The organism is Alkalinema pantanalense CENA528, assembly GCF_050753345.1.
GTDB classification, from domain to species: Bacteria; Cyanobacteriota; Cyanobacteriia; order Leptolyngbyales; family Leptolyngbyaceae; genus Alkalinema; species Alkalinema pantanalense.
The window spans coordinates 1-12,962 of record NZ_JBLZFX010000133.1 but is presented as its reverse complement, the minus strand read 5'-3'; the positions used below and the strand labels follow the sequence as shown (position 1 = coordinate 12,962).

The following is a 12,962-nucleotide window of genomic DNA, read 5'->3' as shown; positions in this document are numbered from 1 at the left end:
AGATGTGTATAAGTGATAGGTAGGGGGGTGGGAGGGTGAGGGAGGGGGAATAAAGGTGAAAAAAGGGGGCGTGGGAGTAGACAAATGGTTGAACAAGCAGTTAGATTAAGGGACTCTACATGGCGGAATTAAGGTAGGGAAAAAGACTTAAATGGTAGAGGACTAGAGAGCCAGAGTTAGAGATTGGAGCTAGAGAGTAGGGATTAGATTTAGGGGATTAGATTTAGGGGATTAGATTTAAAACGTTAGAGTTAGAGAATCTGTGCAAGTGGAACTTGCCAAGATGACGGTTCCTAGGGTTACTATTCCCGCCTCCTGCGCCAACTCCGCATAACTCTGAGAAGTTATACGTGGGGCAGAACGTAAACAAAATCTTGAACAAAATCGTGGACTCGATCGGGAGCAGGTGCCTTCCTAGAGTGGGATTAGCCAACAACAACTCTATGGTTGAACCAACTCATGACGTATCCCAAGGAACTGATCATTGAATCGGGCCGTGCCCAACGCCAATACTGGCGTGACCTCTGGCGCTACCGTGAACTCTTTTACTTCCTCGCTTGGCGGGATTTACTGGTGCGCTACAAACAAACCGCGATCGGGATTGCTTGGGCGTTGCTGCGACCCTTCCTGACGATGGTTGTTTTCACCGTGGTTTTCGGTAGCTTAGCGAAACTCCCGGATAATGGCGTGCCCTATCCCATTCTCGTATTTTCTGCGATGCTACCTTGGCAGTTTTTTGCTAACTCTCTATCGGAATGTAGTAATAGTCTTATTACAAATGCCAATCTAATTTCCAAAGTTTATTTTCCTCGCCTCATTGTGCCAACCTCGGCGATTATTGTGAGTTTTGTAGATTTCATGATTTCGGCCATTATTTTGCTAGGACTGATGGCTTGGTATAACTTTGTTCCCAGTTGGCGAATCTTGTTATTGCCAGGATTTATCGCGATCGCCTTTGCTGCGTCCATGGGGGCGGGTCTCTGGTTGGCAGCGCTGAATGTGAAATATCGCGATTTCCGCTATGTTGTTCCCTTTATTATTCAATTTGGTCTGTACATTTCGCCCGTTGGCTTTAGCAGCACGATCGTCCCGGAAGCTTGGCGTTGGTTGTATTCCCTAAACCCGATGGTGGGTGTGATTGATGGGTTTCGCTGGGCTATTTTGGGCGGACAGTCGGAACTGTATGTACCGGGTTTGCTTTGCTCGATCGGCCTAGTCACCTTCCTGTTAATTGGCGGAATCCGTTATTTCCGAGCCTATGAGCGCTCCTTCGCCGATGTGATTTAGATCCCCCCTAACCCCCCTTAAAAAAGGGGGAACCGGAAAAAAGAAATTCAAAGTCCCCCTTATTAAGGGGGATTTAGGGGGATCGGATCTCCGCGATCGACGATATTTGCAGCCAGCATTTCCAGACGATTTCTACTCTACTGAGACGCTCCATTCTCCTTAGCTTCTACTCTCCTTCAAAAATTTCTAATCTCCTCCAGCCGTTTATCTCTCCGAAATAGCAATGTCTAACTCCGTTATTCAAGTTGATCACCTGAGCAAACGCTACACGCTCCGCCACCAAAACACTGAGCGTTACCAATCCCTGCGCGATACCCTGGTACGCCAAACCAAACAACTCGGACGGCGAATTCTAGCCCCTGGCCGATCTCAGCCCAAACCGCACCAAGAAGACTTTTGGGCGCTACGTGATGTTTCGTTTGATATTAAGCAGGGCGATCGGGTGGGCATCATTGGTCGTAATGGTGCGGGCAAATCAACCCTACTGAAACTGCTGAGCCGCATTACGGAACCCACTTCTGGTCGGATTGGTTTGCGGGGTCGGGTCGCGAGTCTCTTGGAAGTCGGGACGGGCTTTCATCCAGAACTGACAGGGCGGGAAAATATTTTCCTGAATGGGGCCATTCTGGGCATGAGCAAAGTAGAAATTCAACAGAAGTTTGATGAGATTGTTGCCTTTGCTGAAGTTGAACGCTTTCTCGATACGCCTGTGAAACGTTATTCCTCCGGGATGTATGTGCGGTTGGCCTTTGCCGTGGCAGCCCACCTGGAGCCGGAAATTCTGATTGTGGATGAAGTGTTGGCGGTAGGCGATGCCCAGTTTCAAAGTAAATGCCTCGGCAAAATGCAAGATGTCGCCCATAGTGGTCGGACGGTCTTGTTTGTCAGCCACAATATGGCCGCCATTCGCCAGTTATGTGACTCGGCGATCATGTTGCAGCGCGGCGAACTGGTGTTTTCGGGTAGCGCTGAAGAAGGCGTCAAACATTACCTGAATAGCGCTGCGACGAATGATAATGCGATTGGAATGGTGAGTTCCTATGGAATCGCCTTAACGGATGTCGCCCTGGAAGATGGAGATGCCTATCCCACCCGATCGCCCATCTTCGATCGCGACCATAGTCTCCGCCTCCAGTTCCAAGCCCATAGTCCCCTCAGTGATTGTGCCGTGGTGGTGCAGATTCATGACGACCTCGGAACCCTGGTGTCGAGTCTTTGTACCGTCGAAGAGGGCATTGCACCCTTTGCGCTCAAAAATGAAGTGAGTATCCGGTTTGACCTAGGGCGGATGACGTTATTTCCCGGCTCCTACCGCGTCAGCGTTTTCTTGTATCGATCGAATGATCCCATCACCTATCTGGCGGCTGAAGATGTTATGAAATTTGAAGTTCAGCCATCCATCATTCAAGAGGCCATGTGGTCCTATCGCAGTGACCATGGCATTACTCGCCTAGCTCAAGGTTGCGCCCTGCTCAGCCATCAGAATCAACCTTCCCTAGCAACCCGAGGCTAAACCGATGAATGTTGCGTTTACGAAGATTGTGCCCATGAAAATTGCGTTCGTCAGTTACGAATATCCGCCGGATACGGCGATCGGGGGAATTGCCACCTATGTGCGGCAAGCAGCACAGATGTTAGCCCAGCGCGGGCATCATGTGGAAGTCTTTGCAGCGAGTCCCTCCCGTTCCGGCTGTGAAACTAGCCCTGGCCTCAAGATCCATCGGATTCAACCGCGCGATCGGGCGAGCTTTGCCCAGGAAATTGCGCTAATCTTTGCGGAACGCCATCGCTTGGTGCAGTTTGATGTGCTGGAAGGGCCGGACTGTGGGGCTGATGCGGCGGTGATTGCCACCCAATTTCCTGAATTGCCGTTAGTTGTCAAGCTGCATACCCCCAGTTATATTTTGCAAAAGGTCGGCCATACCCCCTTGGAGGGCGTTGCTAAACTACGGTTTATCCTGGGTGCCCTACGACGGGGGCAATGGCCTAATCTGCCGCCCGCCCAACCCCTGTACGATCGACAATCTGATCCTGAATATCACCACGCCTTACAAGCCCAAACGATCGCGGCTCCCTCCAACGCGATCGGGCAGCAAGTCCAAAAGGATTGGCAACTGGATCAATCCATCATCGATCCGGTGCCCTATCCCTACATTCCCACGCCCGCTCTCCTTGACATTCCCCTAGAGACGCAAACCCAGCGGGTTACTTTTATTGGTCGCTTGGAAATTCGCAAAGGCATTCTAGATTTGATGCAGGCGATTCCGCTAGTGCTCAAGCAATACCCATCTGCTAAGTTCTGCTTTGTGGGACCTGCTTGGCCTTCCCCCGTCAAGCATTTAAATATGCAGGAATATATCTGTAAAAAACTGCATCGCCATCGCCATGCTCTGGAATTCACAGGTGCTGTGGCCTTGGATCAGATTCCCCAATATTTAGCTCAAACAGATATCTGCGTTTTTCCCAGTATTTGGGAAAGTTTTGGCTTGGTTTGCCTAGAAGCCATGGCAGCGGGACGGGGCGTCGTAGGCAGCAGTTCGGGCGGAATGGTGGAATTGCTGGATGGGGGCAATGCAGGATTGCTGACGCCGCCCAAGCATCCCGATCTATTAGCAAAATCAATTCTCCAACTGTTGGAAAATCCTGATCTTCGACAACACTATGGCGCGATCGCCCGCGATCGTGTTCTGAGTCACTACAGCTTGGACTACATTGGCCAAATTCAAGAAGCCAGCTATCGATCGACCATCTATCGGCAAGCTAGTCGTGAAATCGTTAGGCTGTAACCGCTCCCATCATACTCCTTCATTCACTGGATTTATGAAACCAATCATTAGTGTGATTGTTTGCACCCACAATCCGCGTCCCGACTATCTCCAGCAAACGCTCAATGCCCTGGCTTGCCAATCCCTACCTTTTTCCGTGTGGGAACTCTTGGTGATTGACAACGCTAGCCAGGAACCCTTGGAAGCAACTTGGAGCCTACAGTGGCATCCCCAGGGACGGATTATTCGCGAGGAAATCGTTGGCCTGACGGCAGCTAGATTACGCGGTTTTGAAGAAGCCCAGGGCGAAGTTCTGGTCTTCGTCGATGATGATAATGTTTTAAACGAGCATTATTTAGCAGAAGTCCAGCGCAGTTTTCAACAATATCCCAGCCTAGGGGCGATCGGGGGTAAATCGAGCCCGAAATTTGAAACGGCACCGGAACCCTGGATGGCCGAATTTTACACCGTCTTAGCCCTGCGCGACTTTGGGTCCGATCGCTTAATCAGCCCAATTTACAAGCCAGAAGAGACCATCGAATATCCCAGTTTTGCCCCCGCAGGCATCGGCCTCTCGATACGACGCATTGCCTTTGGCCAGTACGTCGATCGGGCGCAAAATGATGCCGCTCGGCTTGCCTTGGGGCGCACAGGTAAGCAACTTACCTCCGGGGAAGATAACGATATTGTGCTGACGGTGTTGGAAAACGGTTGGCAATTGGGCTACTTTCCCGCCTTGGAAGTGATTCACTTAATTTCCGCCAATCGCTTAGAACGGGATTACCTGGCCCGTCTCAACCAAGCCGCTATGCGATCGTGGGTGCAGGTGTTGGGCATGCATAACCTCAAACTCTGGGAACCGATCGCGCCCTGGACCGTACTCCCCCGCAAAGCCAAAGCCTTCATCGCCTACAAAGCCTGGAAAGATGCCGCCGCCTACGTTCGCTGGCGCGGAGCCTGCGGGTTATACGAAGCCCTAGCCGGAATGGCATAACGACACTTCCCCACCCTCCCACTCTCCTACTCTCCCACCCCCTATGTCCGTCCTTCAACCCCTCTCTACCTTCGCTAAGTCTCTGCATTTAGGCCAATTGCTCTATCAAACCTACCATCGCCCCAAAGGAATTTTGCAAAAGACCTTTAAGCGCGGTGTGTTGAATGAACTCGGCGATCGATCTGCCCAACGGCAAATGGAAGCCGCAGCGGAACAGTTACCCAGCTTGACGCCCAGTGAGGATCCCGCCAAAATTTACTTTCTCAGCGGCGATCGCTTTTGGTATCAAACCTGTTTCTGTGCCTATTCCATGATTGCCCAGGCGGGTATTTACTATCGCCCCGTGATTTATGACGATGGCACCTTGGATCAAGCCTGTGGTGATAAAATTCGGCGCATTTTTCCCGATGCTGAGATCATTACTGCGCAATCTATTGAGGAAACGTTAGATCAGTATTTGCCGACAAAAACGTTCCCGACCTTGCGATCGCGCCGTTTAGAGTATTTCAATTTACGCAAACTGACCGATATTCACGTCAATTCCCATGGCTGGAAGCTGGTGTTGGATTCCGATATGCTGTTCTTCCGCCCACCCCATTTCCTGATTGATTGGCTTGGGAATCCCAACCATTCCTGTTACATGTTAGATGTAGATAATGCCTACGGTTATTCCGACGCATTAATGAGCCAATTAGCAGGCGCACCCATTCCTGATCGCATCAACGTTGGCATTTGTGGCTTGAATAGTGATGCGATCGATTGGGAAGAATTGGAATACTGGTGCAAAACCATGATCGATCGGGAAGGTACCCACTATTACCAGGAACAGGCCATGTCTGCCATGCTGATGGCGCGGGACACCAGTTGGGTCGCCCCTCGGCAGGACTATCTGCTGATGCCCGATCAACAGGAGGCGGAAAAGCCACAGGCCGTGATGCATCACTACGTTGCCGACTCTAAGCCCTGGTATTTCCGCTACGGTTGGCAGCATGTTGCAGCATTGACTAGCTAGGCTATCCTTGCAGCAATTATCCAAGCTTCAATACATTCATTGTTTTCTTAACCCTTAACCGTTGAAATATGCATCCTTCTAACAAAATCATCCAAGGTTTCTGGATTGGCCCCAAGTTGTCTTTGATGGAACAATTGTCTATCCGATCGTTCCTTGCCCAAGGTCACGATTATCACTTATACGCCTACGATGACATTGCCCACATTCCCAAGGGCGCAACAATTAAGGATGCCAATGAAATTTTGCCCTCCGATCGTATTTTCACCTACCAACATGGGGAAGAAAAGGGCAGTTATTCCGGCTTTGCTGACCTATTTCGCAGTTATTTACTCGCTAAAAAAGGCGGCTGGTGGGCGGATTTAGATGTCATCTGCCTCAAACCCTTTGATTTCACCGGGGATTATGTCATTGCCTCCAGTTATGAAGGGAAATGGGGGAATCCTGCTATTAACTGCGTCATGAAAATGCCACCGAATAGTGCCCTGGCAAACTATCTCTGCGAACAAAGCGATGCCCGCGATCCCAATTCCTTGCGTTTTGCGGAAACTGGGCCACTGTTGCTCCAGGATGCCCTGCGTAAATTGCAACTGGAAAACGCGATCGTCGATCACGAGATTTTCTGTCCCATTTCCTGGCGCACGGTGCAAAAGCGGATTGCCTATGCCCAGCCCAGCGCTTGGCCCTTGCGTGCGGGGATTCGAGTGAAGGAATTTGCCCGATCGATTCTCAAACCCCATGTGACCCACGATCGGGTTCGATCGAATTCCTACGCGGTGCACCTGTGGAGTGAAATGTGGCGACGTAATCAGTTGGATAAGAACGGGGTTTTCCATTCCCATTGCCTGTATGAAAAGCTGAAGCAACAGTATCTCTAATACCCAATTGATTGATTACTGTTATAGATGCGATTCCTCCTAGCCCCCCTTGTTAAGAGGGGGGAATCAGAAAAAGTAAATTCAAAATCCCCCTTATTCTTGGCGTAGCCTCTCCGAAGGAGATAGGGGGATTTAGGGGGATCGTTATGCAGCGCAATTACAAATCGATTGGGTATAACGACTCTTTTGCACAACATACCACCCTTCACTGGTCAGCCCCTTAGCTCTGTGCCTTAGCCTATGCAACCTTTAGTCTCCATCCTAATTCCCGCCTACAACGCTGAGGATTGGATTGTTCAAACCATTCAGTCAGCGCTCAAGCAAACCTGGCTCAACTTGGAAGTGATTGTTGTCGATGATGGTTCGGCGGACAATACCTACAACGTTGCAAAACAACTTGAAAGCGAGATCGTTCAAGTTTACAGCCAACCCAATCAAGGAGCTGCTGCCGCTCGCAATTATGCCCTGCGGCAATGCCAGGGAGAATTTATTCAGTTCCTGGATGCCGATGATTTGTTGGCTCCCGACAAGATCGAGCAGCAAATGCAACTGTTGCTGTCCACGGTGGAAGCAGGCGAGTCACCCACCTGCATTGCCTCCGGAGCCTGGGCACGGTTCTACCTCAGCCCCGAAGAAGCGGAATTTACGCCCCAACCCCTGTGGCAGGATTTCGCCCCGATCGATTGGCTGCTCTGCGCTTGGGAAGGGCATTGGATGATGCATCCGGCAGCGTGGTTGGTGCCCAGGGCGATCGCGGAGGCGGCAGGCCCTTGGGATGAGGCGTTGTCGTTGAATGATGATGGCGAATATTTTGCCCGCGTGGTTCTGGCCAGTTCCGCCATCAAATTCTGTGCTGCGGCAAAAAGCTACTATCGATCGGGGATCTCCGGTAGTTTGAGCGATCGTAAATCCGATGCGGCCTATCGATCGGCCTATCAGGCGATCGCCGCTGGCAACACTTGGCTGTTGGCCGCAGAAACTAGCCCCCGCACCCGTAAAGTCTGCGCCACCCAATTCCAACGGTTTATTTACGAAACCTATCCCGCTGTTCCAGAGTTACGTCAACAGGCGGCACAGTGGGTCAGACAACTGGGAGGATCGGATTTAAAACCCACGGGTGGCCCTCTATTTCAGCGGTTGTCAAAATTGCTAGGATGGCGTTTGGCGAAACAGGTTCAGTACTGGATTTATCAACAGGGCTACCGTCGCTGGCAGATCGAACGGAAGAGTCAAGCCGTGATTGTAAACGCTAGTACCACAGTAAATACGAGTGCAACGACAGCGGAGGCTCTGGCATGGCGCGAATCTTAATTTTAATCGGTGGCCATCTCTGCACGGCTCCCCGTCCCCAAAAGGAAGCCGCAGCCCTGGCAGCAGTTGGTCACGAGGTTCTAGTCGCGGGAATTTGGTTTGACCCGAAATTGTGCGATCGCGATCGGGAATTAATGGCCCAGTCCCCTTGGAAATTCCAACCCATCCTGGATATTCGGGGACTGACCTGGGGCCAGAAATTACAACGATTGGGTGTTCGTCTGCAAGCGAAAGTTGCCCGATCGCTCTACCAAAAGTTCCAGATCACGCGGCCTGCCCTATTAGGCTACGGCGCAACAGCTATGCTACGATTTGCCAAAGCCTATGGCGCTGATTTAACGATCGTCCATTCTGAAGCGGGTCTGTGGGTCGGGCAACAGTTGCAAGACCAGGGTTATACCGTGGGGGTAGACTTTGAAGATTGGTTTTCCGAGGACTTACTCCCCGCTGCTAAGGCTCAACGCCCGATCACTTGGATTCAGTCGTTAGAAGCCCATCTTGCCCAAACTTGCCAGTATTGCTTGACGCCTTCCCAGGCAATGGCGATGGCGATGGCCCATTCCTATAAAAGCCGGACACCGTTAGCGATCTACAATGCATTTCCCAGTCTGTTTTCGGCAGTGGATGCTCAGCTAGATGCGAGTGATGCCTCAATCAATCATCGAGAACATCAACCCCACGATCGCCAGGATTTTGTAACGCCTTCCCTGCACTGGTTTTCCCAAACGATCGGGCCGGGACGGGGGTTGGAAACCTTGCTGGCGGCCCTTCCCCACGTCCAAACGCCCATCCAAATTCACCTGCGGGGCAATTGTCCAGCGGTGTATCGCGATTGGTTAATGGCCCAGGTTCCTGAAGGTTGGCAAGATCGCTTATTTATTCACGAAACCGTTGCCAATTCCGTTCTACCGTGGCGCATTGCCGAGCATGATATTGGTCTTGCGTTAGAAACCACCACGATTTCCAGCCGCAATCTGACTGTGACGAATAAACTGTTTCAGTATCTCCAGGCAGGCTTGGCGGTGATTGCGACGGATACCGCAGGCCAACGGGAAGTGCTGCAAGCCCATCCCCAGGCTGGACAGTTGATTCCCAGTGATGACCCGATCGCCCTAGCCCAAGCTATTAACACTTGGGCCCAGCAACCGGAGCAACTGGCGATCGCGAAACAAGCTGCCATCCAAGCCGGTCGCGCGATCGACTGGGAAACACAGGTTCCTAAATTAGTGCAACAGGCCGAGATCGCTCTACGCCCAACTCACCCTCAGTTAACGCCAACCCCGTCATCCATTTTGGTGTAGTCGATCCCCCCTAGCCCGCTTCAAAGATCCCCCCCTAGCCCCCCCTTAAAAAAGGGGGGAACCGGAAAATTCAAAGTTCCCTTTCTCTAAAGAAGAACTGGAAAAAATATTTTTCCAAGTCCCCCTTTTTAAGGGGGATTTAGGGGGATCAGATTTACGCGATCGACGACAGTTTCAATCCACTGAAATGACTAGATCGAGGCAATAGATTCGATCCCCCCCTAGCCCCCCCTTAAAAAAGGGGGGAACCGGAAAAAAGATATTGCAAAGTCTTCTTTTTCTAAAAAGGAACCGAAAAACTCAAAGTCCCCCTTTTTAAGGGGGGATTTAGGGGGATCGAATCTCTGCAAGCACCCATTGATTTGGTATTAAATTCATTCTCTGAATCGAGGTTTTCTGTAATGCGAATTCTACTCACCGCTGACCCTGAATTGCCCGTTCCTCCTAGCCTCTATGGTGGCATTGAGCGCATTATCGATTTCGTTGCGCGGGGTTTGCAGGAGCGGGGTCATACCGTCGGTTTGGTTGCCCATCGTGATTCCACCTGCCCCGTCGATCGCTTGTTTCCTTGGCCCGGATTGCAATCCCAATCGTTGTCCGATACGGTGATGAATACGACAACCCTTTGGCGATCGGTGCAGCAGTTCCAGCCGGATATTTTACATAGCTTTTCGCGATTGCAATATCTTCTGCCCCTATTGCCGAATTCATTACCCAAAGTCATGTCCTATCAGCGGCAACCTACCCCCAAGACCGTTGGCATGGCGGCAAAATTGGGCGGTAATAACCTCTCCTTCACGGGCTGTAGCGAACATATTTGTCGGCAGGGTCGGCTGGCGGGAGGCACTTGGACGAGCGTTCACAATGGTATTGAACTGGAGCGTTATCAATTTCAGGCCCATGTCAGCAGCGATGCTCCGTTGGTCTTTTTGAGTCGCTTGGAACAAATCAAAGGTGTCCATAATGCGATCGCGGTGGCAAAGGCAACGGGACGGCGGTTACTCATTGCCGGGAATCGCGTGTCCAGTCCTGAGGGAGAAGCTTACTGGCAAACAGAAATTGCGCCCCACTTGGATAAAGATGGCATTGAATACGTCGGCCCGGTGAACGATGTGCAGAAAAATGAATTGCTGGGTCAAGCAGCGGCGATGATTGTGCCGATCGAATGGGATGAGCCCTTTGGCATTGTCTTTGCAGAGGCGCTGGCCTGCGGAACCCCCGTCATTTCCAGCCCGCGCGGTGCCCTGCCGGAAATTGTGCGACCGGGCGTTGATGGCTTCCTGGTGAAGTCGATCGATGAAGCGATCACGGCGGTACAACAACTGGATACGATCGAGCGCCAAAATTGCCGAGAACGGGCAGAAAGCCACTTTGCCGCTAGCGTCATTGTCGATCACTACGAAGCCCTCTACCGTCGTCTGTGCGCCAAGGGACAATCCACGCCAGCCCTGTGCTAAACCCCGATCGTTTCTTCTAATAACAGTTTTCCTGATTCAGTGTATGCCCCCAAATCTACGGATTCTGGGGGATTTTGTCTTGCTTGGGTGGTGAAATTGCATCTTGGACATCTGCCTATACACGATCGCAAACGTCCGGCGGCCTATCGTTGAATAGAGCAATAAACCCTAATACCAAATTGATTAATTAATGCGACAGATCCGATCCCCCCTAACCCCCCTTAAAAAAGGGGGAATTCAGGCAGATTCTTTCAAAGTCCCCCTTTTAAGGGGGATTTAGGGGGATCGTTATGTGTTGCAATTACCAGTTGATTTGGTATAAGCCAGACTCAATTGATTTGTCAATGCTACCGATCTGATCCTTCCTATCGCCCCTTAAAAAAGGGGGAACTGGAAAATTCAAATTCCCCCCTTATTGAGGGGGAACTGAGTCAAATGGTTTCAAAGTCCCCCTTATTTCTAGCGCAACGGCGCGTTAGCGCGGGGATTTAAGGGGATCGTGATGGGTTGCAATTACAAGTTGATTTGGCATTACTCCCAGTTCTCCGCAGGTTCTATGCAAGTCTCCAACTCCCTCCCCCGCTTCCAACCCTCCGCCCGATCGCGCCGCCGCGTTCTGATTGTTAGCCCCCATTTCCCGCCGATTAACGCCCCCGATCACCAACGCATTCGCGTGGCATTGCCCTATTTACAGGAATTTGGTTGGGAAGCGCAAATCTTGGCCGTCAAACCCCACCATGTCCCCCATCCCCAGGATGCCAAACTGGCCGAGGCGCTGCCCCAGGATTTACCGATCGTCTATTCCGATGCCCTCTCTACGCGCTATACCAAATTGGTGGGACTGGGCAATGTCGGCTGGCGCTGTTTACCGGAAATGCAAAAAATCGGCGATCGCTTACTGTCCACCCAGCAATTTGATCTCGTTTTCTTTTCCACCACTATTTTCCCAGTGATGTTATTGGGTAAACGCTGGTGGCAAAAGTTTGGCGTACCCTATGTCTTGGATTTTCAAGATCCCTGGCTGAGTGATTACCATACGGATTCTACTTCCGGTCGAAAACGCCATTCCCGCCCCCCTGGTGGCTGGTTGAAATATGGCATGACGCAGTTTCTAGCACGCTGGGCCGAACCCCAAGCCATGGAAGCGGTACGGCATATTATCAGCGTTTCGCCTAGCTATCCCAATACGTTGCAACAACGCTATCCCCACTTACATCCTGAACAATTCACGGTTCTACCCTTTGGTGCTCCTGAAGCAGACTTTGCAGCATTGCCTAACCTGAATATTAAACAAACCATTTTCGATCCTCAAGACGGCAAACGCCATTGGGTCTACGTGGGGCGTGGGGGCGAAGATATGGCAACGGCCCTGCGAATTTTATTTGAAGGCATTCAAACCGCCCGTTGGCGCAATCCAGAACTCTGGCAGAATATTCATCTCCATTTCGTCGGCACCAGTTATGCACCCGCCCATTTAGCGGTTAAAACGATCGAAACCATTGCCCAATCCTACGGGCTGGGAGATTTGGTCACCGAACACACAGGCCGCATTCCCTACTTCGAAGCGCAACAGCTCTTAGTTGATAGCGATGCCATTCTGATGATCGGTTCCGACGACCCCAGCTATACCGCATCCAAACTCTATCCCTGCATTCTCGCGCAAAAGCCGATTCTGGCCGTCTTCCACGAAAATAGCTCCGTTGTGGATATTCTACAAAATTGCCGTGCAGGGAAAACCATTACCTTCAACACCGATCGTACAGGCAGCGATCGTCTCGACAACAGCCCCACCCCAGATGCCATTCAGTCCATTCTCAACAGCTTTGCCCAGCAGCAAATCGAGCTAAATACCAACTGGGACGCCTTCCAGCCCTACAGCGGCAAAGCAATGACCCGACAAATGTGCCAAATCTTCGATCGTTGCCTCACCCAAACCCCCACCCCCTAACCCACTCACTCC

Annotated in this window: 10 protein-coding genes; all 10 read left to right on the top strand. The window is 51.4% G+C overall.

Annotated elements, in window-relative coordinates; translation table 11 throughout:
• The first annotated feature begins 459 nt into the window (after positions 1 to 459).
• The 10 genes from ACN4EG_RS25460 to ACN4EG_RS25415 all read left to right on the top strand — a co-directional run bounded on the left by ACN4EG_RS25460 (position 460) and on the right by ACN4EG_RS25415 (position 12,950).
• The gene (locus ACN4EG_RS25460) at positions 460 to 1,287 is read left to right on the top strand and encodes an ABC transporter permease (protein WP_431633096.1); all 828 of its coding nucleotides are present in this window, start codon (positions 460 to 462) and stop codon (positions 1,285 to 1,287) included.
• Positions 1,288 to 1,510: 223 nt separating this feature from the next.
• The gene (locus ACN4EG_RS25455) at positions 1,511 to 2,800 is read left to right on the top strand and encodes an ABC transporter ATP-binding protein (RefSeq protein WP_431633095.1); all 1,290 of its coding nucleotides are present in this window, start codon (positions 1,511 to 1,513) and stop codon (positions 2,798 to 2,800) included.
• Positions 2,801 to 2,804: 4 nt separating this feature from the next.
• The gene (locus ACN4EG_RS25450) at positions 2,805 to 4,073 is read left to right on the top strand and encodes a glycosyltransferase family 4 protein (protein ID WP_431633094.1); all 1,269 of its coding nucleotides are present in this window, start codon (positions 2,805 to 2,807) and stop codon (positions 4,071 to 4,073) included.
• 34 nt (positions 4,074 to 4,107) lie between these two features.
• On the top strand, positions 4,108 to 5,046 hold the full coding sequence (locus tag ACN4EG_RS25445) for a glycosyltransferase (RefSeq protein WP_431633093.1): 939 nt from the start codon (positions 4,108 to 4,110) through the stop codon (positions 5,044 to 5,046).
• A gap of 43 nt (positions 5,047 to 5,089) precedes the next feature.
• Positions 5,090 to 6,058, top strand: coding sequence for a hypothetical protein (locus ACN4EG_RS25440; protein ID WP_431633092.1), 969 nt, complete (start codon positions 5,090 to 5,092; stop codon positions 6,056 to 6,058).
• A 68-nt stretch (positions 6,059 to 6,126) separates the two neighbouring features.
• Complete coding sequence (locus ACN4EG_RS25435) at positions 6,127 to 6,933, top strand: glycosyltransferase (RefSeq protein ID WP_431633091.1); 807 nt, start codon at positions 6,127 to 6,129, stop codon at positions 6,931 to 6,933.
• 240 nt (positions 6,934 to 7,173) lie between these two features.
• Complete coding sequence (locus ACN4EG_RS25430) at positions 7,174 to 8,244, top strand: glycosyltransferase family 2 protein (RefSeq protein WP_431633090.1); 1,071 nt, start codon at positions 7,174 to 7,176, stop codon at positions 8,242 to 8,244.
• Positions 8,229 to 9,545 (top strand): glycosyltransferase, encoded by a 1,317-nt coding sequence (locus ACN4EG_RS25425; protein ID WP_431633089.1) that lies wholly within the window; start codon positions 8,229 to 8,231, stop codon positions 9,543 to 9,545. The genes ACN4EG_RS25430 and ACN4EG_RS25425 overlap by 16 nt, the downstream gene beginning before the upstream one ends.
• A gap of 401 nt (positions 9,546 to 9,946) precedes the next feature.
• A complete protein-coding gene (locus ACN4EG_RS25420) occupies positions 9,947 to 11,002 on the top strand; it encodes a glycosyltransferase (RefSeq protein ID WP_431633088.1) in 1,056 nt (351 codons plus the stop codon).
• Positions 11,003 to 11,558: 556 nt separating this feature from the next.
• Positions 11,559 to 12,950, top strand: coding sequence for a glycosyltransferase family protein (locus ACN4EG_RS25415; protein ID WP_431633087.1), 1,392 nt, complete (start codon positions 11,559 to 11,561; stop codon positions 12,948 to 12,950).
• Positions 12,951 to 12,962 lie beyond the last annotated feature (12 nt).